The organism is Bradyrhizobium erythrophlei (assembly GCF_900129505.1).
GTDB classification, from domain to species: Bacteria; Pseudomonadota; Alphaproteobacteria; order Rhizobiales; family Xanthobacteraceae; genus Bradyrhizobium; species Bradyrhizobium erythrophlei_D.
Map to the genome: position 1 here is coordinate 2,220,774 of NZ_LT670818.1, position 23,465 is coordinate 2,244,238.

Annotated in this window: 26 protein-coding genes and 1 pseudogene; 11 read left to right on the forward strand and 16 right to left on the reverse strand. The window is 63.5% G+C overall.

The genetic code is table 11. The annotated features are described in order from the left end of the window. Positions 1-59: 59 nt before the first annotated feature. The 9 genes and pseudogenes from B5525_RS10475 to sdhC all read right to left on the reverse strand — a co-directional run bounded on the left by B5525_RS10475 (position 60) and on the right by sdhC (position 7,673). Complete coding sequence (locus B5525_RS10475) at positions 60-2,024, reverse strand: OmpA family protein (RefSeq protein WP_079565936.1); 1,965 nt, start codon at positions 2,022-2,024, stop codon at positions 60-62. Between the two features lie 187 nt (positions 2,025-2,211). After that, a complete protein-coding gene (locus B5525_RS10480; RefSeq protein ID WP_079565937.1) occupies positions 2,212-2,502 on the reverse strand; it encodes a hypothetical protein in 291 nt (96 codons plus the stop codon). Positions 2,503-2,505: 3 nt separating this feature from the next. After that, positions 2,506-2,757 (reverse strand): annotated as a pseudogene (locus tag B5525_RS10485) (pyridoxamine 5'-phosphate oxidase family protein); the annotation flags it as partial. A 71-nt stretch (positions 2,758-2,828) separates the two neighbouring features. Next, positions 2,829-3,212, reverse strand: coding sequence for a VOC family protein (locus B5525_RS10490; protein WP_079565938.1), 384 nt, complete (start codon positions 3,210-3,212; stop codon positions 2,829-2,831). Positions 3,213-3,286: 74 nt separating this feature from the next. Continuing rightward, complete coding sequence (locus tag B5525_RS10495) at positions 3,287-4,114, reverse strand: FkbM family methyltransferase (protein WP_079573186.1); 828 nt, start codon at positions 4,112-4,114, stop codon at positions 3,287-3,289. Between the two features lie 107 nt (positions 4,115-4,221). Beyond that, positions 4,222-5,004, reverse strand: a complete 783-nt coding sequence (locus tag B5525_RS10500; protein ID WP_079565939.1) for a succinate dehydrogenase iron-sulfur subunit — start codon at positions 5,002-5,004, stop codon at positions 4,222-4,224. 24 nt (positions 5,005-5,028) lie between these two features. Continuing rightward, the gene (gene sdhA / locus B5525_RS10505; protein ID WP_079565940.1) at positions 5,029-6,867 is read right to left on the reverse strand and encodes a succinate dehydrogenase flavoprotein subunit; all 1,839 of its coding nucleotides are present in this window, start codon (positions 6,865-6,867) and stop codon (positions 5,029-5,031) included. A gap of 3 nt (positions 6,868-6,870) precedes the next feature. Further along, entirely contained in the window at positions 6,871-7,245 is a 375-nt protein-coding gene (sdhD, locus tag B5525_RS10510) for a succinate dehydrogenase, hydrophobic membrane anchor protein (protein WP_172900102.1), read from the reverse strand. A gap of 29 nt (positions 7,246-7,274) precedes the next feature. After that, a complete protein-coding gene (sdhC, locus tag B5525_RS10515; protein WP_079565942.1) occupies positions 7,275-7,673 on the reverse strand; it encodes a succinate dehydrogenase, cytochrome b556 subunit in 399 nt (132 codons plus the stop codon). Positions 7,674-7,922: 249 nt separating this feature from the next. Between sdhC and B5525_RS10520 the strand changes: the two genes are divergently transcribed. Further along, complete coding sequence (locus tag B5525_RS10520) at positions 7,923-8,777, forward strand: sulfite exporter TauE/SafE family protein (RefSeq protein WP_079565943.1); 855 nt, start codon at positions 7,923-7,925, stop codon at positions 8,775-8,777. Between the two features lie 33 nt (positions 8,778-8,810). Here the strand turns inward: B5525_RS10520 and B5525_RS10525 are convergent, their stop codons facing one another. Both B5525_RS10525 and B5525_RS10530 read right to left on the reverse strand, forming a co-directional pair. After that, entirely contained in the window at positions 8,811-9,116 is a 306-nt protein-coding gene (locus tag B5525_RS10525) for a DUF3658 domain-containing protein (protein ID WP_079565944.1), read from the reverse strand. A gap of 27 nt (positions 9,117-9,143) precedes the next feature. Next, positions 9,144-10,664 (reverse strand): malonate--CoA ligase, encoded by a 1,521-nt coding sequence (locus tag B5525_RS10530; RefSeq protein WP_079573188.1) that lies wholly within the window; start codon positions 10,662-10,664, stop codon positions 9,144-9,146. A gap of 120 nt (positions 10,665-10,784) precedes the next feature. Between B5525_RS10530 and B5525_RS10535 the strand changes: the two genes are divergently transcribed. Continuing rightward, a complete protein-coding gene (locus B5525_RS10535; protein WP_079565945.1) occupies positions 10,785-11,546 on the forward strand; it encodes an SDR family oxidoreductase in 762 nt (253 codons plus the stop codon). Between the two features lie 228 nt (positions 11,547-11,774). Here B5525_RS10535 and B5525_RS10540 read toward each other — a convergent pair whose 3' ends face one another. Further along, on the reverse strand, positions 11,775-12,317 hold the full coding sequence (locus B5525_RS10540) for an REP-associated tyrosine transposase (RefSeq protein WP_079565946.1): 543 nt from the start codon (positions 12,315-12,317) through the stop codon (positions 11,775-11,777). A 329-nt stretch (positions 12,318-12,646) separates the two neighbouring features. Here B5525_RS10540 and B5525_RS10545 point away from each other — a divergent pair, with 329 nt between their 5' ends. From B5525_RS10545 to B5525_RS10565, 5 genes are all read left to right on the forward strand, one after another. Then, on the forward strand, positions 12,647-13,105 hold the full coding sequence (locus B5525_RS10545) for a hypothetical protein (protein WP_079565947.1): 459 nt from the start codon (positions 12,647-12,649) through the stop codon (positions 13,103-13,105). A 137-nt stretch (positions 13,106-13,242) separates the two neighbouring features. Further along, entirely contained in the window at positions 13,243-13,530 is a 288-nt protein-coding gene (locus B5525_RS10550) for a hypothetical protein (RefSeq protein WP_079565948.1), read from the forward strand. A gap of 191 nt (positions 13,531-13,721) precedes the next feature. Next, positions 13,722-14,300, forward strand: coding sequence for a fasciclin domain-containing protein (locus B5525_RS10555; protein WP_079565949.1), 579 nt, complete (start codon positions 13,722-13,724; stop codon positions 14,298-14,300). A gap of 191 nt (positions 14,301-14,491) precedes the next feature. Further along, positions 14,492-15,124 (forward strand): cytochrome b/b6 domain-containing protein, encoded by a 633-nt coding sequence (locus B5525_RS10560; RefSeq protein WP_079565950.1) that lies wholly within the window; start codon positions 14,492-14,494, stop codon positions 15,122-15,124. A gap of 19 nt (positions 15,125-15,143) precedes the next feature. Beyond that, positions 15,144-15,929, forward strand: a complete 786-nt coding sequence (locus B5525_RS10565; RefSeq protein ID WP_079565951.1) for a molybdopterin-dependent oxidoreductase — start codon at positions 15,144-15,146, stop codon at positions 15,927-15,929. Between the two features lie 90 nt (positions 15,930-16,019). Here the strand turns inward: B5525_RS10565 and B5525_RS10570 are convergent, their stop codons facing one another. Further along, positions 16,020-17,207 carry a YbfB/YjiJ family MFS transporter gene (locus B5525_RS10570; RefSeq protein ID WP_079573190.1) on the reverse strand — a complete coding sequence of 396 codons (1,188 nt, stop codon included), beginning with the start codon at positions 17,205-17,207 and terminating at the stop codon, positions 16,020-16,022. A gap of 236 nt (positions 17,208-17,443) precedes the next feature. On the opposite strand from B5525_RS10570, the gene leuB reads away from it, so the two are divergent. Beyond that, complete coding sequence (leuB, locus tag B5525_RS10575) at positions 17,444-18,556, forward strand: 3-isopropylmalate dehydrogenase (protein WP_079565952.1); 1,113 nt, start codon at positions 17,444-17,446, stop codon at positions 18,554-18,556. Between the two features lie 139 nt (positions 18,557-18,695). Here the strand turns inward: leuB and B5525_RS10580 are convergent, their stop codons facing one another. Together B5525_RS10580 and B5525_RS10585 are read right to left on the reverse strand one after the other, a co-directional pair. Continuing rightward, positions 18,696-19,082, reverse strand: a complete 387-nt coding sequence (locus B5525_RS10580) for a hypothetical protein (RefSeq protein ID WP_079573192.1) — start codon at positions 19,080-19,082, stop codon at positions 18,696-18,698. 158 nt (positions 19,083-19,240) lie between these two features. Then, on the reverse strand, positions 19,241-20,038 hold the full coding sequence (locus tag B5525_RS10585; protein ID WP_079565953.1) for a hypothetical protein: 798 nt from the start codon (positions 20,036-20,038) through the stop codon (positions 19,241-19,243). Positions 20,039-20,155: 117 nt separating this feature from the next. Here B5525_RS10585 and B5525_RS10590 point away from each other — a divergent pair, with 117 nt between their 5' ends. Further along, entirely contained in the window at positions 20,156-21,190 is a 1,035-nt protein-coding gene (locus tag B5525_RS10590) for an aspartate-semialdehyde dehydrogenase (RefSeq protein WP_079565954.1), read from the forward strand. Between the two features lie 22 nt (positions 21,191-21,212). Further along, positions 21,213-21,764 carry a TIGR00645 family protein gene (locus tag B5525_RS10595; RefSeq protein ID WP_079565955.1) on the forward strand — a complete coding sequence of 184 codons (552 nt, stop codon included), beginning with the start codon at positions 21,213-21,215 and terminating at the stop codon, positions 21,762-21,764. Positions 21,765-21,815: 51 nt separating this feature from the next. Here B5525_RS10595 and B5525_RS10600 read toward each other — a convergent pair whose 3' ends face one another. Beyond that, a complete protein-coding gene (locus B5525_RS10600; RefSeq protein ID WP_079565956.1) occupies positions 21,816-22,454 on the reverse strand; it encodes a carbonic anhydrase in 639 nt (212 codons plus the stop codon). Between the two features lie 99 nt (positions 22,455-22,553). On the opposite strand from B5525_RS10600, the gene B5525_RS10605 reads away from it, so the two are divergent. Then, positions 22,554-23,432, forward strand: coding sequence for an HpcH/HpaI aldolase/citrate lyase family protein (locus B5525_RS10605; RefSeq protein WP_079565957.1), 879 nt, complete (start codon positions 22,554-22,556; stop codon positions 23,430-23,432). Positions 23,433-23,465 lie beyond the last annotated feature (33 nt).

Here is a 23,465-nt window from a genome sequence, read left to right on the forward strand (position 1 = left end):
ACAACAAAAATGGCCGGGAGATTGCTCCCGGCCATTTTCATTTCACGAATGCCTCGCCGTCAGCGCGGCGGCGCGATGCCCGGAGGCGGCGGCGGCAACGAGGCGGTGCCGCCGTTGAGCAGCGGCGTGATGCGGCGGACGGTGACGCGCCGGTTGATGCGGCTCGGGCCTGAGGTCTGCTCTTTCAGGTATTGCGAACCGTAGCCCTGCGAGGTCAGGTTTTCCGCAGGGACCCCGAATTGCTGGGTCAGCAATTCGGCCGCAGACTGGGCGCGCCGGTCCGACAGCGACAGATTGTCGACGTCGTTGCCGACCGCGTCGGTGTGGCCCTCGATCAGGAACACCTCGCGCGGGTTGCGCGCGATCGCCTGATTGAGGCCGTCCGCGATCGACTGCAGCTTCGCCGCCTGATCGGGCGGAATCTCCCACGATCCGGTTTCGAAGTTGATGCTGTTGAGATCGATGCTCGGCATCAACGCGCGCACCGACGGGCTGTAGCGGATTTCGTCGAGCGAATAACGCCGCTCGATCCGCTGCACCGGCGGCGCCTCCATGGTCTCGTAAATCACGTCCGGCGGTGCCTCGTCGGCCTCGACGATGTACCGGTCGTAGGGAATGCCGATCACCGGGGGCGGCAATTCGACATAGAAACCGCCGACCGCGAGCGGATCGCGATAGGTGTTGTCGATGATGATGATCTCGCGACCCTCCCGATCCCGCCTGATCCGGCGCATCAACTGGCCGTCGCGGCCGACGACGGTGATGATCTGCGAGCCATCGGGACGAATCACGATGGTACGGGTGTCGTTGCCGACCTGCTGGGTCTGGATGTCGCGCGCGCCGTAACGGAACCGATCCTCTTCGTTGTGGCGAATGAAGGATTGGCCGGACGGATCGACGACGATGACGCGGCCGGGTTCGGTAAAGACCTTGCGGCCGCCCTGATCGCTTTCCTGCCGTGCGCCACGGAAATCTTCCATGCGGCGCGGCCCGGGTGCCGGGGCACCCGGTGCAATCGGCGCGAGGGCCTGCGCCGGCGGTGGCGCGGCCGGAAGCGGAGCCGTGCTCGTTGGCGGGGGATGATGCGCCAACGGACCGCCGCCGGGCGGCAGCGCGGTCTGTCCGCCACCCGGAGCGGGTGTGGTATTCGGCGCGAGCGGCGTGCCGGGAGGCGGCCCTCCGCGTCCTGGAGGCGGCGGCGCGCCCGTGGGAGACGGCGACGGCGTAGCCGTGCCGGCACCGGCGGGCGGAGGTGGTGTAACGGCGCCGGTGGGTGGCGGGCCACCGCGTCCTGACGGTGGCGGCGCGCCCGTGGGAGACGGCGACGGCGTAGCCGTGCCGGCACCGGCGGGCGGAGGTGGTGTAACGGCACCGGCGGGTGGCGGGCCACCGCGTCCTGACGCTGGCGGCGCGCCCGTGGGGGATGGCGTCGGCGTTGGCTGCGGAGTGGCCGAAGGGGCCGGTCCCAAAGGCTGTTTTGCGCCCGTAGGGGGCGGCGGCGGGGGCGGGGGTGTCGGGGATGGGGTGGCCCGAGGTTGTTGCTGTCGTATCTCTGGCGCGCCGCTCGGCGGGGCCGGCGGTTTCGGCGGGGCAGGCGGCGGCGCTGCCGCCGGCGGAGGCGGAGGCGCGGGACGTGCCGGAGGCGGAGGTGGCGGCGCCGCATGGGGAGGCGGCGGCGGAGGCGGAGGCGCCGCGTGCGGAGGGGGTGGTGGGGGCGGCGGCGCCACATGGGGAGGCGGTGGCGGCGGTGGGGGCGCCACGTGAGGAGGGGGAGGCGGAGGAGGAGGCGGCGCATGTGGAGGCGGCGGCGGTGGGGGCGCGGGCCGGGGTGGCGCAGCCGCGGGCGGCGCCGGCTTCGGCGGCGGTGCCCCCTTCGGCGGTTGCTTCGGCTTTCCGTCGGGGCCGAGTTCTTCCTTGGCTTGCGCCATGACCATCGGCGCACCTTGTGCATGCGACGGCGAGGCCAACAATTGCATCGCCGTAAGCGCGGTCGTGGCGAGCAGCAGGAGACGAAGGTTTGTCATGATGGTCTGGATTCCCCGGAAAAAGCTTGGCAGCGGGTTTGGCGATTAAGGTCTGGCGATCAACAAATAGACGTTGGGCCGCATTGTGGCGGGCCTCGAAGGCGGACTTCTATTTATTTCTGCGCGTCTAAAGCCTGAATACGCAATTGTTCATTACGCATTCAGAGGATGGTTTCAAATCGTCAATTCATATTGTCCCCCGCGGCATCTCCGGCTCGCCCGGATTCATATCGGACTCTGAGCGCGCCAATGGGCTGTCGGAATCGGTTGCAGGCGAAGGCGTGCGTGGTCCGTCCGGTCCTCGCATCGGAAGTTCATCGGGCATCCGGCCCGGCAACTCTTCCGGCTGCGGCAGTTCGCCGGGCTCCTGGATCGGCGGCGGTATCTCCGGCTGTGGGTTGCCCGGAGGATTCTCCGGCGGCGGCTCGGACGGATTGCCCGGCGTCGCCGGCGGAATCTCGGGCGGTTCGATGGGCATCTACAGCGCCACGTATTTCTGACTGCCCGGATCCGCGAACGCCAGATTGACATGAGGGTCGCGGGCGATTTCCTCGTCCTTGTGGCGCCGCGCGTCGGTGAGGAAATAAATCGTGTCCTCGTCGCGTTCGAGATAAGCGCTCATCGGATGTGCGCGCAGCTTGTCGCCGTCGCGGGTGACCAGCATCGCCAAGCCGATCTTCGTCATGAGGTCACAGGCGCGCTGGATGTCGCTTGCGGTGCTATCGTTGGCCATGCTTGCTCCATTGCTGGAGTCATAACGGCCCCGATCGGGCGATGTTCCGCATCGGACGGGCCCGGAACCGGTCATTCCGGCACGTGGCACACCGCCTCGATATTGTGGCCATCGGGATCGAACACGAAGGCGCCGTAATAATCGGGGTGATAATGCGCGCGAATGCCGGGCGCCCCGTTATCGCGTCCACCGGCTGCGATCGCCGCCTTGTAGAAGGCCTCGACCGTGGCGCGGTCCTTCGCCTGGATCGCGACATGCAGCGGCTTGTTCATCCCGCCTTCGTCGCCGATCCAGAAATCCGGTTTGCCGTTGGCGCCGAAGCCGGCCGCGGGAGCGCCGGTCTGCTGCTGCGTCACCTCCATGACGAGGCCGTAGCCGAGCGGCGCCAGCGCTTTTGTATAGAAGCTTTTCGCGCGCTCGTAATCGGAAACGGGAAAGCCGATATGGTCGATCATCAAAATCTCCCTGGGCTGGAGGATTGGGCTGGAGGACACATCCTCTCGCTATGCCGCCCAATGCTGGCGAAAGTTCAGCCGCGCAGCAGCAGCGTGTTGCTGCGGTTCCGCCCGGTCTCGGTGTAGCCACGCGCAACCATGTCGGCGATGCAGTCGCTCTCCCATTCGTCGCGCGACAGATGTTCGATCACCACCGCGCCGGGCCACAGGCTCGGCGACGCCTGCTGGAAGAAACCGGTCAGGACGCGATCCTCAAAACCCTCGACATCGATCTTCAGCGCATCGACGCGGGTGACGCCGGCATCGCCGAGAATGCGCTCCAGCCGCAACGACGGCACCCGGATGGCGTGCCCCGCGGGTTTGCCCGACACGATGTGGCTGGCGCCGAGGTTTTCGCCGTCGGTTTCGATCATCAACTCGCCGTCGGAGGGGCCGGCGGCGGCGGCCACCAGCTCGACCTGGGAGAAGCCCGAGGCGGCGCGGTTGAACGCCAGCCGTGCGTGGGTGACCGGATGCGGTTCGACCGCGATCACCTTTCCGGCCGCGCCGACCTGGTGCGCCAGCACCATGGCGTAGGTGCCGACATTGGCGCCGACATCGACGAACACCCCGCCTGCGGGCGTGTGCGCGCGCAGGAAATCCAGCTCTTCGAGATTATAGTCGGGATTGAACAGTGCGCCGCGCTCGGTGGCGCTGCTCTGGTGATAGAAGCGGAACGACGCGCCCTGGTACTGCACGTCGACCGGCCCGGCGCGCAGCAGGTTGACCAGCCGCGACAGCATCGGACGGAACGCGCCGCGCTTGAGCTTCGAACGTTGCGCCAGCGAAATGATCGCGGATTGCGCGCGCGTCGGCGCAAAGGCGCCGAACGGCGGCGCCGACGGATCGTTGGCCGCGGCGATGCGGGGGGAAGGGCCTGATTGTGCCAAAATGGTCTCGCCGGAGAGGAGCGACTATGGCGTCTAGATAGCCGAGTTTGCGGCCGGCTCCAACGCCGCTCGCGCCAAGCTCAGACCTGGCGCTCGACCATCTTCAGCTTGAGTTCGGCGATCGCCTCGGCCGGATTGAGGCCCTTCGGGCAGGCCTTGGCGCAGTTCAGGATGGTATGGCAGCGATAGAGCCGGAACGGGTCCTCGAGATTGTCGAGCCGCTCGCCGGTGGCTTCGTCGCGGCTGTCCTTGACCCAGCGGTTCGCCTGCAGGAGGGCAGCAGGGCCGAGATAGCGGTCGCTGTTCCACCAGTAGCTGGGGCACGAGGTCGAGCAGCAGGCGCAGAGGATGCATTCGTAGAGGCCGTCGAGCTTGGCGCGGTCGTCGTGGCTCTGCCGCCATTCCTTCTGCGGCGTCGGCGAGGAGGTCTTCAGCCACGGCTCGATCGAGGCATATTGCGCGTAGAAATTGGTCAGATCCGGCACCAGATCCTTCACGACCGGCTGGTGCGGCAGCGGATTGATCTTCACCGCGCCCTCTTTCACGTCGTGCATCGACTTGGTGCAGGCCAGCGTGTTCTGGCCGTCGATATTCATGGCGCAGGAGCCGCAGACGCCCTCGCGGCAGGAGCGGCGGAAGGTCAGCGTGGGATCGACGTTGTTCTTGATCCAGATCAGCGCATCCAGCACCATCGGGCCGCAATCGTTGGTATCGACCAGATAGGTATCGACGCTCGGATTCTTGCCGTCGTCCGGATTCCAGCGATAGACCTTGAATTCGCGCGTCTCGGTCGCGCCTGCCGGTTTCGGCCAGGTCTTGCCGCCCGATATCCTCGAATTTTTCGGCAGTGCAAATTCAGCCATCGTGTCAAGCCTTCGCTGTCGTGATCAATACACCCGCGCCTTCGGCGGGATGTACTGCACGTCATTGGTCATCGTGTAGTCGTGCACCGGACGATAATCGATCCTGGTGTCGCCGCCGGCGTCGATCCAGGCCAGCGTGTGCTTCATCCAGTTCTTGTCGTCACGGTTGGGGAAATCCTCGCGCGCATGCGCGCCGCGGCTCTCGCTGCGGTTCGCCGCCGAATCCATCGTCACCACTGCCTGCACGATCAGATTGTCGAATTCGAGCGTCTCGACCAGATCGGAATTCCACACCAGCGAGCGGTCGGTCACCGCGATGTCGCTGATGCCGCTGTGCACCTTGTGAATCAGGTTGTGGCCTTCGTTGAGAATCTCGCCGGTGCGGAACACCGCGCAATTGCTCTGCATCACATGCTGCATGCTGTCGCGCAGCTTGGCCGTCGACGTGCCGCCGGAGGCATAGCGATAGTGATCCAGCCGCCCGAGCGCCTTGTCGGCCGAGCCCGCCGGCAGTTCCGGCTGCGTGGCGTTGGGCGCCAGCTTCTCGGCGCAACGCAAGGCCGCGGCACGGCCGAACACCACGAGATCGATCAGCGAATTGGAGCCGAGACGGTTGGCGCCATGCACGGAGACGCAGGCCGCCTCGCCGAGCGCCATCAGGCCGGGCACGGTGGTGTTGTCGTCGCCATTCGTCTTGGTCAGGACTTCGCCGTGATAATTGGTGGGAATACCGCCCATATTGTAATGCACCGTCGGCACGATCGGGATCGGTTCGCGGGTGACATCGACATTGGCGAAGATCTTCGCCGATTCGGAAATGCCCGGCAGCCGTTCGGCCAGCACCTTGGGATCGAGATGATCGAGGTGCAGGTAGATGTGATCCTTCTTCTTGCCGACGCCGCGGCCCTCGCGGATTTCGATCGTCATCGCGCGCGAGACCACGTCGCGCGAGGCGAGATCCTTGGCGGAGGGCGCATAGCGCTCCATGAAGCGCTCGCCTTCGGAATTGACGAGATAGCCGCCTTCGCCGCGCGCGCCTTCGGTGACGAGGCAGCCGGCACCATAGATGCCGGTCGGATGGAACTGGACGAATTCCATGTCCTGCAGCGGCAGACCGGCCCGCAGCGCCATGGCGCCGCCGTCGCCGGTGCAGGTATGCGCCGAGGTGCAGGAGGCGTAGGCGCGGCCATAGCCGCCGGTCGCCAGGATGGTGGTCTGGGCGCGGAAACGATGCAGCGTGCCGTCGTCGAGCTTCAGCGCGATCACGCCGCGGCAGGTGCCCTGGTCGTCCATGATCAGGTCGATGGCGAAAAACTCGATGAAGAATTCCGCGGCGTGGCGCAGCGCCTGGCCGTACATGGTGTGCAGCATGGCGTGGCCGGTACGGTCGGCGGCGGCGCAGGTGCGCTGCGCCTGGCCCTTGCCGTAGTCCAGCGTCATGCCGCCGAACGGCCGCTGGTAGATCTTGCCGTCCTCGGTGCGCGAAAACGGCACGCCCCAATGTTCGAGCTCGTAGACGGCTTCGGGCGCATTGCGCACCATGTATTCGATCGCGTCCTGGTCGCCGAGCCAGTCCGACCCCTTGACGGTGTCGTACATGTGCCAGCGCCAATTGTCCTCGTGCATGTTGCCGAGCGCCGCCGAGATGCCGCCTTGGGCCGCTACCGTGTGCGAACGGGTCGGGAATACCTTGGTGATGCAGGCGGTGCGCAAGCCCGCTTCGCTGCAGCCGACCACCGCGCGCAGGCCCGCGCCGCCGGCGCCGACCACGACCACGTCGTAGGTGTGGTCTTCGATCGGATAGGCCTTTCCATTGCCGGCGGGACCGCCAATCGGGGCCTTGCCGTTGCCGTCAGCCGCCATGGGCTACACTCCGGAGGACAGTTTGAGAATGGCGTAGATCGAGGCCAGCGCCACCGCAACCGAGAAGAAATTATTGGCCATGATGGCGGCGAGCTTCACCATCTCGCCATGCACATAGTCCTCGATCACCACCTGCATGCCGATCTTCATGTGCCAGATGCTGGCGACGATGAACAACAACAGGATGATCGCGACCAATGGCGAACCCAGGATTTGCGCGGCGCCGGCCTGGTTGCGGCCGAGCAGCATCATGACCACCACGATCACCGGCAGGATCAACAGCAGCATCGCCACCGCGGTGAGGCGCTGGCGCCAGAAGTCGGACGTGCCGGAATGCGAGGAGCCGAGGTTGCGGACGCGTCCGAGCGGCGTGCGCATCGATTTGACGCTGTGCGTATCGGGCGCGCTCATCGTCCGCCTCCGATCGCGTAGGCTGCGATCCATAACAGCACGGTGAGCGAGATGCCGCCGATCAATGCGCCCCAGGTCAGCGCCTCACGCTCGTTGGCCTTGAAGCCGTAGCCGAGATCCCAGAAGAAATGCCTGATGCCGCTGAGCAGATGATGCATCAGCGCCCAGGTGTAGCCGAACACGATCAGCCGGCCGATGAAGCTCGAGGTAAAGGCCTGCACATTGGCATAGGCGGTGGGCCCGGAAGCCGCCGCGATCAGCCACCACGCCAGCAGCAGCGTGCCGAAATACAGCGCAATACCGGTGATGCGATGGATGATGGACATCGCCATCGTCAGGGTGACGCGATAGGTCTGCAGATGTGGTGAAAGGGGTCGTTCGATCCTGGCGGTCATTGGCGACTTTGACGGTTGCGGGCCCACGCAGGGACCCCTTGAGGGATCGCGGTAGACGAAGCCTATTTACGAAGTCGAATCACTCAGTGCAACGACGAAATCGGCGGTTTGCGAACGGGTATTCATAGTTTCAGATGAGCCTTGCAATTGAGCGCATTGACAAGGTCGAGGGCTCCTGTTGGCTGGTATACCTGAAGCACGATTCATGAACGCGCGCAGTTTAGACGCGCCAACAGGGAGAAACCCCGCATGGCAACCGCTGGGCTCAATGTCTCCGAACTTGTCGAACTGGCGCTGCTGCTGGTCGCGGTCGGCGCGCTCTCGGGTTTTCTCGCAGGCGTGTTCGGTATCGGCGGCGGCGCCATCCTGGTCCCGGTGTTCTACGAATGCTTCCGACTAGCAGGTGTGCCGCTGGAGGTGCGGATGCCGCTGTGCATCGGCACGTCGCTCGCCATCATCATTCCGACCTCGATCCGCTCCTGGCGCGCCCACTACCTCAGGGGCGCGGTCGATACCGAGATCCTGAAAGCCTGGTGGCTGCCGGTGCTGATCGGCGTGATCGCTGGCAGCGTCACCGCACGCTACGCGCCGGAGCGGCTGTTCAAGATCGTTTTCGTCGCCGTGGCCTGGTCGGCCGCCGCCCGCCTGTTGCTGGCGCGCGCGACCTGGAAATTAGGCGACGATCTCCCCAAGGGTCCGCTGATGAAGGTCTACGGCTTCATCGTTGGAATCCTCTCCACGTTAATGGGCATAGGCGGCGGATTGTTTTCGAACCTGCTGATGACGTTCTACGGCCGGCCGATCCATCAGGCCGTGGCGACCTCGTCGGCGCTGGCGGTGCTGATCTCGATCCCCGGCGCGCTCGGTTATGTCTATGCCGGCTGGCCCGCGGCCGCGCGCTTTCCCGAAATCGCCGCGCTGCAACTGCCTTTCGCGCTCGGCTACGTCTCGCTGATCGGTGCCGTATTTGTGATGCCGACCAGCCTTCTGACCGCGCCGCTCGGGGTCAGGGCCGCGCATGCGATGTCGAAACGCACGCTGGAAATGGCCTTCGGCACCTATCTGTTCATCGTCGGCAGCCGCTTTGTCATAAGCCTGCTTTAGCGGAGGCGCGGCATGAATTCCAAATATGACCCGTCAATCCTTCAGTCGCACTTCGCTGTACCGCCATTTGCGTAGATCGCCTGCGCCCACGATCCGGTCGGACTCGACTAACGCGGCGAGGCGGGCGCCGACGATATCGGCATCGATCGGCGGCTTGAGTTGCTCGCACTGCTCCAGCGTCTTGAAGATAACCATCGCGGCCTTCTGCAACCGCGAGGTCATGACCGAAAAGATGATCCGATCGAGATCAGCTTCGGATATCGATGCCGGCAGGGAGATGTCTTTCCACCGAAGCCTGCTGCTGATGACGGGAGGCTCAACGAAAAGTCTCTTGTCCATTGGATCCTCCGCTGAAAACGCGACGCCTCATTTCGCCTTGGCGTAAATATCCGAATAGGTATCCCGCAAGATATTCTTCTGCACCTTGCCCATGGTGTTGCGCGGCAATTCGGCGACCACGATCACCTTTTTCGGCATCTTGAATTTGGCAATTCGGCCGTCGAGCGCCTTGAGCACGGAAGCCTCATCGACCCTGGCGCCCTGGTCGCAGACCAATACGGCGGTGACGCCCTCGCCGAAATCGGCGTGCGGCACGCCGATCACGGCGGATTCGATCACGCCCGGCATGGCATCGATCTCGCTTTCGATTTCCTTCGGGTAAACGTTGAAACCGCCGGAGATGACGAGATCCTTGCCGCGGCCGACAATGTGCACATAGCCCTTGGCGTCGATCTTGCCGAGGTCGCCGGTGATGAAGAAGCCGTCGTCGCGGAATTCGGCTTTGGTCTTCTCCGGCATCCGCCAGTAGCCCTTGAAGACGTTGGGGCCCTTGACCTCGATCATGCCGATCTCGTCCCGCGCCAACTCCTTGCCGGTTTCGGGATCGGTGACGCGCACCGACACACCGGGCAGGGGATGGCCGACCGCGCCGGGAACGCGTTCGCCATCATAGGGATTCGAGGTGTTCATGTTGGTCTCGGTCATGCCGTAGCGCTCGAGCACGGCGTGGCCGGTGCGCGCGAACCATTCGCGATGGGTGTCGGCGAGCAGCGGTGCGGAGCCCGAAATGAACAGCCGCATGTGTTTGGTCGATTCCTTGTTCAGCGCCGGGCTTTGCAGCAGCCGCGTGTAGAAGGTCGGCACGCCCATCAGCACGGTGGCGCGCGCCATCAGCTTGATGATCGCCTCCGGGTCGAATTTCGGCAGGAAGATCATCGAGGCGCGCGCGAACAGGGTGACGTTGCTCGCCACGAACAGGCCGTGGGTGTGGTAGATCGGCAGCGCGTGGATCAGTACGTCCTTGTCCGTGAAGCGCCAATAGTCGACCAGCGACAGCGAATTCGACGCGAGATTATCGTGGCTGAGCATCGCGCCCTTGGAGCGGCCCGTGGTGCCCGACGTGTAGAGGATCGCGGCGAGATCGTCGTTGGCGCGCGCGACGGTTTCGAATTCGGATTTGGCCTTGGCGGCGGCGTCGGTCAGCGACCCCTTGCCGTCGGCGCCGAGCGTCTCGACCTTGGCGCCGACTTTGGCGGCGATCTTGCCGATGCCGTCGGCCTTCGACGGATCGCACACCACCAGCGACGGTTCGGCGTCGGTGATGAAATATTCGAGTTCGTTGAGCGTATAGGCGGTGTTGAGCGGCAGATACACCGCGCCCGCGCGTACCGTGGCGAGATACAGCACGAGACCCGGCAGCGACTTCTCGGTCTGGGCGGCAACGCGGTCGCCGGTCTTGACGCCGCTTCTGACCAGCACATTGGCCATCTGCCCGGCGAGGGCGATCAGCTCGCCATAGCTGATGCGCCGGCCGTCGAGCATTTCGATCGCAAGCCGGGCTGGATCGTCGAGGCCGTCGAACAGGCGGGAGAACAGGTTGGCGTTCATGATGGTTTTCTGGTCGCGTTCATGCATCATTGCGGGAAGGGCGGACGCGGTGGTTTGGCCGCGACAATGTGACAGTTCAATAGCAAAAACGCCCTTCACAAAGCAACGGAGACAGTTTGCATGTCAAATGACGGGAAACGCGTGGCCTGGGTGACCGGCGGCGGCAGCGGGATCGGCGAGGCCGGGGCGGAGGCGCTGGCCGCCGATGGCTGGACGGTGGTGGTTTCGGGGCGGCGGAAAGACGCGCTGGATACCGTCGTGGCCAAGATCGACAGGAGCGGCGGCAAGGCCGAGGCGATCCCGCTGGATGTCAGCGTCGCCGCCGACGTCGACAAGGCCGCCGGGCAGATCCTCGCCAAACACGGCCGCATCGACCTGCTTGTCAACAGCGCCGGCATCAATGTACCGAAACGCAGCTGGGCCGACATGGAGCTGGAAGGCTGGAACCAGCTCGTCGATATCAATCTCAATGGCGTGCTGTACTGCATGCGCGCGGTGCTGCCGGCGATGCGCCAGCAAAAGGACGGCTGCATCATCAACGTCGCGTCCTGGGCCGGCCGCCATGTCTCGAAAATGCCGGGGCCCGCCTACACCACGACCAAGCACGCGGTGCTGGCGCTGACCCATTCCTTTAACATGGATGAATGCGTCAACGGCCTGCGCGCCTGCTGCCTGTCGCCCGGCGAAGTCGCAACCCCGATCCTGAAGCTGCGGCCGGTGGTGCCCTCGGAAGCGGAGCAGGCGCGGATGCTGCAGCCCGAAGATTGCGGCCGCACCATCGCCTTCGTCGCCAGTCTGCCGCCGCGCGTCTGCGTCAACGAGATCCTGATCAGCCCGACCTGGAACCGCGGTTTCGTGCAGACGCCGAACAATCGGGATTAGAGTTCGTTGGGCGGATTGAGCAGCAAGCGTAGCCCGGATGAGCGAAGCGATATCCGGGTCCGGTTTCCAGGCGCGCACTGCACCCGCATGTCGCTGCGCTCATGCGGGCTACACTCGCTCTCGCCCTCCTAAGGGCTGGGGCGCAGCAAGCGTAGCCCGGATGAGCGAAGCGATATCCGGGGCGGCTTGGAGGCGTACGTCGCCCGCACATCTTGGCGCTCATGCGGGCTACGGCGGCGGGCTCGGCTCTCCGAAATCTGTTGCGCTCTCGCCGATGTCGCCTGCCCAATCGTCCGGCAACCGGCCTTCCCGAACGTACCTGTGAAACGACGAATAGGGCCAGTCGCTCACCCGCCGCGCCAATCCATGTTTGACCGGATTGAAATGGATATAGTCGACATGCCGAGCGAAATCGCCATCATCGCGGATGGTGTGCTCCCAGAACCGTCGTTGCCAAAGCGCGAGATCGCCATTCGGCCAGCGCTTGAGATCGAGGCCCGCTCCGATTAATGCGTTGCTAAAATTCCCCTTGATCCGCCGCCAGCGGCCCGGGAAATCCTTGTCGTTCGCTGGCAAGGTCAGGATGGCGTGAAGATGGTCCGGGAGAACGACGATGGCGTCGATCGCGAAGTGGCTGGCGCGGCGAGCCGCGCAGAAGGCCGAACGCAGCGCGTCGATGTGGTCAACAAGAGCGGTCGAGCGCCGGTCAGCCAGTGTGGCGGTGAAGAACCATGTTCCGCCGGGGACGAAGTTGCGTCGATACCGGACCATTGGGGATCATCCATGCCACGGCAATAGACATGCACGCTATCCGATAATGTCGCCGGATCAACCAAGCGATATCCGGGGCCGGCCTGTGAGCCTGATGCATCCCCGCATGTCGCTGCGCTCATGCGGGCTACACTCGCTCCACCCATCCTACGGGCTAGGTGAAGTACTCACAACCACAAAAGGAATAGCTGCAGTCCTGCAAGCGCCAAAGCGATCGAAATCCACAGCCGCAGCTGACGGCGGCGGCGACGGGTTCGCTCCGAATCGACGCTAGAGAATTGGGCCACTACGGACAAGATCGAGCGATACCAGAACCCCGCAGAGTTACCATGATCTTCGACCCAATCGTGTATGAATCTAGTGTTATGGTACGCTGCGACAAGGACCACTCCAAAAAACAGCAGAGTGTTGATAAGGCCTGCGACGTTGATGAGCTTTTCCAACACCTAGCATCCCGCCCTAGGAATTACCGTGACAGTGCACTCAATACCACGCGCCGCGCCGGCCCGTCAGCTTCATCGAGGCTGGGGACCTTCCGCGTGCATTCAGCGGAATTGCGCGTAAAACCTAATTTCCTGAGCCGGATCAAGCTGATTCTACCTGTCCAGTCCCGCCTGAAAAAATATTCTGTTTTTCCGAAATCGCAAATCAGTTTATATCCGCAGCCGTTCACCCCACTCGAGGGGCGTATCGCGATCGTCACGGACGCGGGGTTGGATGCGATGGACGCGGGCGGCGCTAAAGACGAGAGCGTTTTGCTGGCGGACGGAGAAGTCGTGTGGTCCTGACGCCTCGACGCTGGCGTCAAGTTGGCAGCTCACGCTGCCGGCGACGGTGACAAGAAAGCCCGATCACCGGGGAGAGCCCGAAGGAAACCGTTAAAACCATTGCGCAGGGAAGGCCGGACTGCTTCCGCTGAACCTGTATGCTCGTGTGCGCTCTTTTGCACAATTTTGCACGCGAGACCGCGGGTGCAGCGCGCACCCGGCTTTCCCTGCGCCCTCTTTTCGAAGAGAGCGTGAAGAAACAGCAAGCCTCGGGCGCAACGCGTCGCGGGAATTATATGCATGTCCGGGAGATCGTCATTGCGAATGTTGAAACCGTCATTGCGAGCGCAGCGAAGCAATCCAGCTTTCTTGCTTGCTGCGCGATGGATTGCTTCGCTGCGCTCGCAATGACGGTCGGGGCTGCGCTTCGCGCCGACCGGCAATGACGGGGTTCCACACGGACACCCCAGCCAAAAGTTTCAAGCATCACGATAAATTATTCTTCGAAACCGCCCCCAAAACCTCCCGTAGCTCGGGCCAACAGCGACGCAGTCAGATCATCCTCCGACAAACGTCGTTGTTGCCACAAGCACCGGCGGATGTCCGCCGGGCGCCTCAATCCATCGGGAGATTATCCATGTCCAAGCGTATTGCATTTCTTTCCGCCGCCGCCCTCGCGGCGCTGGCCCTGACCGCAACCATCGTCGCGCCGGTGAGCGCGCAAGACAAAATGAAGAGCGAAATGTCCGGCGAGAAGACCGTGATGGTCGGGGGTGCTGCAATGTTCCCCTCGAAGAACATCATCCAGAACGCCGTCAACTCCAAGGACCACACCACGCTGGTGGCGGCGGTGAAGGCCGCCGGTCTCGTCGGCACGCTGGAAGGCAAGGGCCCGTTCACCGTGTTCGCGCCGACCAACGCCGCCTTCGGCAAGCTGCCGGCCGGCACGGTGGACACGCTGGTGAAGCCCGAGAACAAGGCGACCCTGACCAAGATCCTCACCTATCACGTGGTTCCGGGCAAGCTCGAGGCTTCCGACCTGACCGACGGCAAGAAACTGAAGACCGTCCAGGGCGAAGAGCTGACCGTCAAGCGGTCGGGCAACACCGTGATGATCATCGACTCCAAGGGCGATTCCTCGACCGTCACGATCCCGAACGTCAACCAGTCGAACGGCGTGATCCACGTGGTCGATACCGTCCTGATGCCGTCGTAACCCCGCTTGTCCTGGTTTAGTCCCCAACAGGATGTGCGACCGCGAGCCGGGGCAGCCCGGCTCGCTTTTTTGTGACTGCGATAGCCTGCCGGCATCGATTCTATCGTGCGTATGGCAGTAACGAAGCCGGGGTTCCCGGCGTATAATCTGACGTACCGACCTTTCAGAGATGGAAAAGCCAGGAATTAGCGATGTCCAGTCTTGCAGCCAGCGATGAACGTGCAGTCCCGGCCCCGGCGAAGGTGATCCAGCCGGCCTGGGTCCGGACCGTGCACTGGATCAACGCCGTGGCGATGATCCTGATGATCATGTCGGGATGGCAGATCTATAACGCCTCGCCGCTGTTCGATTTCCTGAAATTCTCGAAGACCATTACGCTCGGCGACTGGCTCGGCGGCGCGCTGCTCTGGCATTTCGCGGCAATGTGGCTGCTGATGGTCAACGGCCTGGTTTATCTCGCGCTGGGTTTTGCCACCGGCCGCTTCCGCAGGAAGCTGCTGCCGATCACCCCGGCGGGGGTGATCGCCGATGCCAAGGCGGCGCTGACCGGCCATCTCTCACATGACGACCTCACCCGCTATAACAACGTGCAGAAGCTGCTCTATGCCGGCATCATCGTGGTCGGCGTTGTCATCGTGCTGTCGGGACTGTCGATCTGGAAGCCGGTGCAGCTGCAATGGCTGACCGCGCTGTTCGGCGGCTATGACGTCGCGCGTTTCGTTCATTTCTTCTGCATGGCGGCGATCGTCGCGTTCCTGGTGGTGCACGTCGCGCTGGCGGTGCTGGTACCAAAAAGCCTGCGCGCAATGATCATCGGCCGCTAACAAATTCGAGGAGAATACGATGGGCCGACTTCGCTCGCTTCTGATCCCCGGCGTCGACAAGAAACTGTTGGTCCGGGACGCGGTAAAGGTGATGCCGGATCTGGCGCGCCGGCGCTTTATTGCCGGCGGCGCAAGCCTGGGCGCGCTGACGCTTCTGACCGGCTGCGACGTGTCCGACAGCTTTTCCGCCGAGGACATGCTGAAAAAGGTCTCGAAGTTCAACGACGCGGTACAGGCAGCGATCTTCAATCCCAATGCGCTGGCGCCAACCTTCCCGGAAAGCGCCATCACAAAACCGTTTCCGTTCAACGCCTATTACGCTCTCGACGACGCGCCTACCATCGACGGCAAGGAATGGAATTTCGAGGTGCGCGGGCTGGTCGACAACAAGAAGTCGTGGACGCTGGATGAACTCTACAAGCTGCCGCAGGTCAAGCAGGTCACGCGCCACATTTGCGTCGAAGGCTGGAGCGCGATCGGAAGCTGGACCGGCACGCCGCTGCGCGATTTCCTCAAGCTGGTCGGCGCCGACACCCGCGCCAAATATTGCTGGTTCCAGTGCGCCGATTCCGAAGGCTACAACTCGCCGCTCGACATGGAGACGGCGCTGCATCCGCAAACCCAGATGACCTTCAAATTCGCCGACGAGATTCTGCCGCGCGCCTATGGCTATCCGATGAAGATCCGGGTGCCGACAAAGCTCGGCTTCAAGAATCCGAAATACGTGATCTCGATGGAAGTCACCAACGACTACAAGGGCGGCTATTGGGAAGACCAGGGCTACAATTCGTTCAGCGGGAGTTGATGGCGTGAGTGGCGAATAGCGAATGGCGAATAGCGAATAGATAAGGAATTGTTCGCTACTCGCTACTAGCTACTCGCCATTCGCCATTCGCTATTCGCGGCTAACCAGCCTCCCCTGAAACGCCGCCGCCATCGCGCCCACTGCCAGCATCGCCGCGGAAACATTCAACGCATAGGACAGGCTGCCCATCGCGTCGGTGACGGCGCCGACCGCGATCGGACCGAGCGTCTGGCCGATGCCGAACGCGATCGTCATCGCCGCAATTCCCTTCGGCCAGGCGGAAGGCGGATAGTTGAGCCGGACAAAAGCGGTGGTCGATCCGACAACCGCGAAGAACGCCACCCCGAACACCAGTGCCGATACCGCCAGCAAAGCCGGCGAATGTCCGAACAGCGGCAGTGCTGCGCCCAGCGCGTTGACGCCGAGGATGATCGCGGTGGAGAGGCCGCCGCGGTCGAGCGCCAGCACACGGCGCCACACCCAGGGCGTCACGAAGGCGCTGACGCCGATCAGGCTCCAGAAGGCGCTCTGCGCCGCCGCGCCGCCGCCGGCGTCGCGCACATAGGCGATCATGAAGGTCATGTAGGCGATGTAGCCTGCGCCGAACAGGAAATAGCCGGTGAGATAGATTAGGATGGGGGAAACCGCGAAGTTCGCCGGCGCCGCGGCGGCGATTCCCGCATTGGCATCGACCGCAGTCAGCAGCAGAGGAACGATCATCACAAGGGAGAGCAGCGTCATTGCCCACCATACGATCCACCACGAGCCGGGCCCGAATGCCTGCAGCACAAAGGGGGCGATCAGTCCGGAGGACAGGATGCCGAGTCCGGGCCCGGCGTAAAACAGGCTCAGCAGAAAATCCGCCCGCGCAGGACGCGATTGAGCGATCGTCGCCGCCAATGCGGCGCCGGAAACGAATGCAAGCGCCGCGCCGATGCCGACCAGCAACCGCGCAACGCTGAGGACAACGAAATTGCCGGATAAGGCGCTCAACGCCAGCGACAGCACGCAGGCCAGCGTCCCCCAGCGCACCGCGGCCGAAAGGCCGTATCGCCCGATGAGCTTCGAGGCCGCCAACGCGCCGGCGAGATAGCCGGCCGCATTGATGGTGTTCATGAAACCCGCGGCCGAATACGACCATCCGAGCGCATCCCGCATGTCCGGCAACACCAGCGAGTAGGCGAAGCGGCCGATGCCAAGCCCAATGGTCGGCGCGAGCGACAGGATCAGGATCAGCCGCGCGGGATGCGCAGGTGGCGAGGGATCGGGGGCTCTCACGGGAATCTCCGGCAGGGTGCGCCATTGTGGCAGGCCGGGCGGCGGTTGCACAGGCGCGCCACCCGCAATGGTGTCTTGCCATCAGCGCAACGGCGTTTTAGCACTCCGCGCGCATCGAAATTGGCCGTCATGCCCGGGCTTGTCCCGGGGATCCACGTCCTTCCTCTTCGTTGCTATCGAAGACGTGAATGGCCGGGACGAGCCCGGCCATGACGAATGGTATGAGGAAATTTCCCATGGCGACCCACAAGCTCCTGCTACTCCCCGGCGACGGCATCGGCCCCGAAGTGATGGCGGAGGTGAAACGCCTGATCGGCTGGCTCGATGCGCAAGGCATCGCGCATTTCGAGACCGAGGATGGGCTGGTCGGCGGCGCGGCCTATGATGCCAGCAAGCAGAGCATCACCGACGCGACCATGGCCAGGGCGATGGCGGCGGATGCCGTGATCTTCGGCGCGGTCGGCGGTCCGAAATGGGACAGCGTTCCCTACGAGGCACGGCCCGAGGCCGGGCTATTGCGCCTGCGCAAGGACCTTGGCCTGTTCGGCAATCTGCGGCCGGCGGTGTGCTATCCCGCGCTTGCCGACGCCTCGAGCCTGAAGCGCGAGGTGGTCGAGGGCCTCGACATCATGATCGTGCGCGAACTCACCGGCGGGGTGTATTTCGGCGAGCCGAAAACCATCACCGATCTCGGCAACGGCCAGAAGCGCGCCATCGATACCCAGGTCTACGACACCTATGAGATTGAGCGCATCGCCCGCGTCGCCTTCGACCTGGCGCGCAAGCGCCGCAACAAGGTGACTTCGATGGAAAAGCGCAACGTCATGAAATCAGGCGTGCTGTGGAACGAGGTGGTCACCCAGGTGCATGGGCGCGAATACAAAGACGTCGAGCTGGAGCATCAGCTCGCCGATTCCGGCGGCATGAACCTTGTGAAATGGCCGAAGCAGTTCGATGTCATCGTCACCGACAATCTGTTCGGCGACATGCTCTCGGATATCGCGGCGATGCTGACGGGCTCGCTCGGCATGCTGCCGTCGGCTTCGCTCGGCGAGGTCGACGTCAAGACCAAGAAGCGCCGGGCGCTCTACGAGCCGGTGCACGGCTCCGCACCCGACATCGCCGGCAAGGGACTGGCCAATCCGATCGCAATGATCGCCTCATTCGGAATGGCGCTGCGCTACTCCTTCGACATGGGCCGGCTCGCCGACCAGGTCGATGCGGCGATCGCGGCAGTGCTGGCAAGCGGCCTGCGCACCGCGGATATCAAATCCGAGGGCACCACGTCCGTCAGTACCACGCAGATGGGCGAAGCGATCTTGAAGGAATTGCAGAAGCTGCACGCGTAAGGGCGCGCATCTCTCCGCGTCGTCGTCCCGGCCCTGAGCCGGCACCCGTCAGCACAAATGTGTGCGGTTGGTTTATCGAAGCGCAACGGCGTCTGGATCCCGGCGTTCGCCGGGACGACGTGAGATCTGGGGCGCCGGATCAATACAGCGGGAAACCCCGCGGATATCCACCCAGATCCGACGGCGGGTTCAGCGGCTGGCGGTCGATCGGGCGATTGTTGTTCTCGCGCGCGAAGTCCGGGTACCCGTACTCCGATGGAAACGCGTAATCCAGGAATTTGCGGTCGCCGGGCAATACTTCGACGCCGGCATCGAGCCAGGAGCGCTTGGTGACGTAGATGCGGGTGTGCGGCCCCTGCTGATACACCACATTGGGACCGTTCGCCCCGTAATAGGGCCGGCCACGGTTGTCGTACTGCCGCTTGGGTTCGGCGCTGGCCGATGTCATGGCGAAGCCAACGGCGATGACGGCAACGGAAGCCAGCAACATCGCAAGCCGGTTCGCAGCAGGGAATCTTGGGGTCATCATGTCCTCACGGGCGGACTATGCCGCCATTTCCGATTTGCGGTCACCTTAGCTGGCGCGGCTATCCAGCCACAAGGTCAAACCGGCCACACTGCGCCGGAATAATGCGGCGAATTGAAAAAAGTTGCTTGGAAACCAGCGGCTTGACCACCGCCGATCTACAGCGCGCCGCGCAAAAACGGGTTGCCGGCGGAAGTCACCCAGTCCGCCGAGGGCGCCGCCGGCGAAGCCGCCGCGCAGTTCGTCCGCCGGAGCTCGGCGCGGGCGAACAATTCCGCCAGTTTGGGGTCGTTTCCGGCCGTGAGCAGGATCAGCCGGTTGAGCATGCAGCCGACCGCCGCCCGCTGCGCTGGCAAGCCGTCGCCCGGGCAGGACCAGCCGGAGATCTGCAGATCGGGATCGTCGAGACGCTTGAGAAAGCCGAGGCAGGATCCGCCCTCGCCGGGACGGCGAAGCAGCGTCACCGTGCCGAATTTGCTGTCGATGACGCCGGCGGCTTCCAGCTCGCGCGCGCCGCTGGCCTCCATTCGCGCGGCAAGGTCGGCGAAAGCCGGTCCGGATTGGCTGAATTCATCGCCCGGACGATAGATTTCGAGCTCCGCGACCGGCTTTTCGCCCTGCCCGGTCCAGCGCATGATGTCCCGGCGACCGCCCAACGGATGCCGGAATATCTCGTAAGTTTCTGTTTTGTCTGGAAATTCGGATTGGCTCACGGCGAACGCCGGATGCGAGCGGTCAGCGAGACTCCAGCTCGCTTTGGCTGGGGGCTCGTTTGATCCGTCCACCGGCAATTGATCCCACAGATGGATGCCGAGCATCGCAACCAACGCCAGAGTACCCACATAAGCCAGCAGGCGCGCTAGCGTGGCCGTGCATTCGTCGGCGAAGCTGGTGAGCGCCGGATAAATTCGGGTCTGATATGAGGGGTGGGCGCGGCTGGTCCAAAACGATCGCATCAGGCGTCCGATTACGCGGGTCTAACGTTGTCTTGCCGGCGTTTCTCGCATAGAAGCGCTGCCTCTTCCCTTTCCGCCGCAGGCGGTGAGGAGGCATTTTTCTGCGGAGAGTGAACGATGGGTTACAAAGTCGCGGTGGTCGGTGCGACCGGCAATGTCGGGCGGGAAATGCTCAACATTCTGGACGAACGCAAATTCCCGGCTGACGAGGTCGTGGCGCTGGCGTCACGGCGCAGCATGGGCGTCGAAGTGTCCTATGGCGATCGTACCCTGAAGGTCAAAGCGCTCGAGAATTACGATTTCTCCGACGTCGATATCTGCCTGATGTCGGCGGGCGGCGCGGTGTCGAAGGACTGGTCGCCGAAAATCGGCGCCGCCGGCGCGGTCGTGATCGACAATTCCTCCGCCTGGCGCATGGACCCGGACGTGCCGCTGATCGTGCCCGAGGTCAACGCGGATGCTGTCGCAGGCTTCGTCAAGAAGAACATCATCGCCAATCCGAACTGCTCGACCGCGCAGCTCGTGGTGGCGCTGAAGCCGCTGCACGACAAGGCCGTCATCAAGCGCGTGGTGGTCTCGACCTATCAGTCGGTGTCGGGCGCCGGCAAGGACGCGATGGACGAGTTGTTCTCGCAGACCAAGGCGGTCTACACCAACAGCGACATCGTCAACAAGAAGTTCGCCAAGCGCATCGCCTTCAACGTCATCCCGGAGATCGACGTGTTCATGGAGGACGGCTACACCAAGGAAGAGTGGAAGATGATGATGGAGACCAAGAAGATTCTTGATCCCAAAATCAGGCTGACCGCGACTTGCGTGCGGGTGCCGGTGTTCGTCGGCCATTCCGAAGCCGTCAACATCGAGTTCGAAAACCCGATCTCGGCCGACGAGGCGCGCGACATCCTGCGCACGGCGCCGGGATGCCTCGTGATCGACAAGCGCGAACCCGGCGGCTACGTTACGCCCTATGAGGCGGCGGGCGAGGACGCGACCTATATCAGCCGCATCCGCGAGGATGCGACCGTGGAGAACGGCCTGGTGCTGTGGTGCGTCTCGGACAATTTGCGCAAGGGTGCGGCGCTGAACGCGATCCAGATCGCCGAATGCCTGATCAACCGCAAGCTGATCAGAGCCAAGAAAAAAGCGGCGTAAGTCATAAGGAGCCGGAAGTACGATGACCGAGCAACCGGCTCCGTATCGGCCCAATCCGACGCTGAAGCGTCTCGAGCACGGGATGGAAAGCGTGCTGTTCAACAGCCGCTGGCTGATGGCGCCGTTCTATCTCGGTCTCGTCGTCTGCCTCGCGGTGATGTTGTTCAAATTCTTCAAGAAACTGTGGGAGTTCATTCTCATCGCGCCGTCGGCCAATGAAGCCGATATCATCCTCGGCGCGCTGTCGCTGATCGACGTCTCGCTGATCGGCAATCTGATTCTGATCGTGGTGTTTTCGGGCTACGAAAACTTCGTCTCGCGGATCAATCCCGGCGACCATCCGGACTGGCCGGAATGGATGACCAAGGTCGATTTCGCAGGCCTGAAGCAGAAGATGCTTGCCTCGATCGTTGCGATTTCGGCGATCCAGGTGCTGAAGGCATTCATGAATATCGACGCTTTCTTCGACGCCCAGAAGATGGGCTGGCTGGTCGGCGTGCACCTGGTGTTCGTGGTCTCGACCCTGTTGCTGGCGCTGTCCGATCGCTGGGGCGGCGACCACAAGAGCGAGTAGCGAATGGCGGGTAGCGAATGGAAATTTCCCCCATTCGTCACTTGCCATTCGTTATTCGCCTACCCTGTGAAATTCCTTGGCCGCCTGGTCGAGCACGAACAACGAGCCTTCCTTCACGCCGAAATAGGCGCCGTGCAGCTTGAGCTCGCCGCGTTCGACCGGCGTCCGGACGAACGGAAATGTCAAAAGGTTCTCCAGGCTGCGGAACACGGCGGCCTTCTCGATCCGGATCGTGAAATCGGCCATCGACTCGTGGCCGCGCTGGGACACGGTCTCACCCGGCTTGATGAACATCGCCATCCATTTGCCGATGAAGTCGCCAGGCGACAGCGGCTCGATCTTGTCGATGAAGGCGCGGATGCCGCCGCATTGGGCGTGGCCGAGCACCACGATATGTTTTACCCGTAACACCGTAACGGCATATTCCAGGGCTGCAGACACACCATGCGCGCCGCTATCGGGCTGATAGACCGGTACCAGGTTGGCGATGTTGCGCATCACGAACAGTTCGCCGGGGCCGGCGTCGAAGATCACCTCCGGCGACACGCGGGAATCGCAACAGCCGATCACCATCACCTGGGGTGACTGGCCGCGCTCGGACAGTTCGCGGTAGCGCGACTGTTCGGTGGGCAGCCGCTGCGAGGTGAAGGTGCGATAGCCCTCCAGTAGACGTTCCGGAAATCCTGTCATGGGCGTTGCATAACCATATGCGGGAAGCGGGAACAAGCCTTTCGGAGGGTCGGCCGAGATGCTATCGCGAGAACTCCAGGAATTGAAGGGAACCAACCCATGATCCGCCCGCGCCGCAGCCTGCTGTTCATGCCCGGTTCGAACGCGCGGGCTTTGGAAAAAGCGCGGAACCTCCCCGCCGACGGCCTCATCCTCGACCTCGAGGATTCAGTGGCGCCGGAGGCCAAGGCGCTGGCGCGCGACCAGATCGCGAAGGCCGTTGCGGCCGGCGGTTTTGGCAAGCGCGAGATCCTGATCCGCGTCAACGCGCTGGATTCGCCGTGGTGGATCGACGACGTCACCATGGCCGGCAAGGCCCGGCCCGACGGCATCCTGGTTCCAAAAGCTTCCAGCGTGAAGGATCTGACGGCGATCGCCGACCGGCTCGGCGATATCAACGCCGACATCTCGATCAGGGTTTGGGCGATGATCGAGACCGCGCGCGCGGTGCTGCATGCCGAGGAGCTTGCCAGCGCCTCGCGCGATTCCGAAATGCGGCTGGCCGGTTTCGTGTTCGGGCCGAACGACATTTCGCGGGAAACGCGGATCAAGATGCTGCCCGGCCGCGCGGCGATGATCCCCATGATCACGCATTGCATCCTCGCCACGCGCGCCCACGGTCTCGACATTCTCGACGGACCCTACAGCGATTTCAGCAATTTCAACGGTTTTGGGCAGGAATGTACCCAGGCGCGCGATCTCGGCTTCGACGGCAAGACGCTGATCCATCCGGGTCAGATCGAGGCCTGCAATGCGATCTTCACGCCGCCGGCGGAGGAAGTCGCGCATGCCCGCAGGATCATCGCCGCCTTTGAGCTGCCGGAAAACGTCTCGCGCGGCGCGATTTCGCTCGACGGGCAGATGGTGGAGCGGCTCCACGCCGACATGGCCCGGCGCACGATTGCGATCGCGGACGCGATCGAGGCGATGGCGCATTGAAGGAACGGTTATCGTTGGATGGGTCGAGCTCTT

What these genes read in the sequence shown, in the direction of transcription:
- B5525_RS10595 (WP_079565955.1), top strand. Translation starts at nt 21,213, where the DNA reads ATGACCGAGCAACCGGCTCCGTATCGGCCCAATCCGACGCTGAAGCGT.
- sdhA (WP_079565940.1), bottom strand. Translation starts at nt 6,867, where the DNA reads ATGGCGGCTGACGGCAACGGCAAGGCCCCGATTGGCGGTCCCGCCGGC.
- B5525_RS10475 (WP_079565936.1), bottom strand. Translation starts at nt 2,024, where the DNA reads ATGACAAACCTTCGTCTCCTGCTGCTCGCCACGACCGCGCTTACGGCG.
- B5525_RS10590 (WP_079565954.1), top strand. Translation starts at nt 20,156, where the DNA reads ATGGGTTACAAAGTCGCGGTGGTCGGTGCGACCGGCAATGTCGGGCGG.
- B5525_RS10565 (WP_079565951.1), top strand. Translation starts at nt 15,144, where the DNA reads ATGGGCCGACTTCGCTCGCTTCTGATCCCCGGCGTCGACAAGAAACTG.
- B5525_RS10605 (WP_079565957.1), top strand. Translation starts at nt 22,554, where the DNA reads ATGATCCGCCCGCGCCGCAGCCTGCTGTTCATGCCCGGTTCGAACGCG.
- B5525_RS10520 (WP_079565943.1), top strand. Translation starts at nt 7,923, where the DNA reads ATGGCAACCGCTGGGCTCAATGTCTCCGAACTTGTCGAACTGGCGCTG.
- B5525_RS10530 (WP_079573188.1), bottom strand. Translation starts at nt 10,664, where the DNA reads ATGAACGCCAACCTGTTCTCCCGCCTGTTCGACGGCCTCGACGATCCA.
- sdhD (WP_172900102.1), bottom strand. Translation starts at nt 7,245, where the DNA reads ATGCGCACGCCGCTCGGACGCGTCCGCAACCTCGGCTCCTCGCATTCC.
- B5525_RS10560 (WP_079565950.1), top strand. Translation starts at nt 14,492, where the DNA reads ATGTCCAGTCTTGCAGCCAGCGATGAACGTGCAGTCCCGGCCCCGGCG.
- B5525_RS10540 (WP_079565946.1), bottom strand. Translation starts at nt 12,317, where the DNA reads ATGGTCCGGTATCGACGCAACTTCGTCCCCGGCGGAACATGGTTCTTC.
- B5525_RS10580 (WP_079573192.1), bottom strand. Translation starts at nt 19,082, where the DNA reads ATGACCCCAAGATTCCCTGCTGCGAACCGGCTTGCGATGTTGCTGGCT.
- B5525_RS10525 (WP_079565944.1), bottom strand. Translation starts at nt 9,116, where the DNA reads ATGGACAAGAGACTTTTCGTTGAGCCTCCCGTCATCAGCAGCAGGCTT.
- B5525_RS10555 (WP_079565949.1), top strand. Translation starts at nt 13,722, where the DNA reads ATGTCCAAGCGTATTGCATTTCTTTCCGCCGCCGCCCTCGCGGCGCTG.
- B5525_RS10550 (WP_079565948.1), top strand. Translation starts at nt 13,243, where the DNA reads ATGCTCGTGTGCGCTCTTTTGCACAATTTTGCACGCGAGACCGCGGGT.
- B5525_RS10480 (WP_079565937.1), bottom strand. Translation starts at nt 2,502, where the DNA reads ATGCCCATCGAACCGCCCGAGATTCCGCCGGCGACGCCGGGCAATCCG.
- B5525_RS10490 (WP_079565938.1), bottom strand. Translation starts at nt 3,212, where the DNA reads ATGATCGACCATATCGGCTTTCCCGTTTCCGATTACGAGCGCGCGAAA.
- B5525_RS10600 (WP_079565956.1), bottom strand. Translation starts at nt 22,454, where the DNA reads ATGACAGGATTTCCGGAACGTCTACTGGAGGGCTATCGCACCTTCACC.
- leuB (WP_079565952.1), top strand. Translation starts at nt 17,444, where the DNA reads ATGGCGACCCACAAGCTCCTGCTACTCCCCGGCGACGGCATCGGCCCC.
- B5525_RS10500 (WP_079565939.1), bottom strand. Translation starts at nt 5,004, where the DNA reads ATGGCTGAATTTGCACTGCCGAAAAATTCGAGGATATCGGGCGGCAAG.
- B5525_RS10535 (WP_079565945.1), top strand. Translation starts at nt 10,785, where the DNA reads ATGTCAAATGACGGGAAACGCGTGGCCTGGGTGACCGGCGGCGGCAGC.
- B5525_RS10585 (WP_079565953.1), bottom strand. Translation starts at nt 20,038, where the DNA reads ATGCGATCGTTTTGGACCAGCCGCGCCCACCCCTCATATCAGACCCGA.
- sdhC (WP_079565942.1), bottom strand. Translation starts at nt 7,673, where the DNA reads ATGACCGCCAGGATCGAACGACCCCTTTCACCACATCTGCAGACCTAT.
- B5525_RS10545 (WP_079565947.1), top strand. Translation starts at nt 12,647, where the DNA reads ATGATCTTCGACCCAATCGTGTATGAATCTAGTGTTATGGTACGCTGC.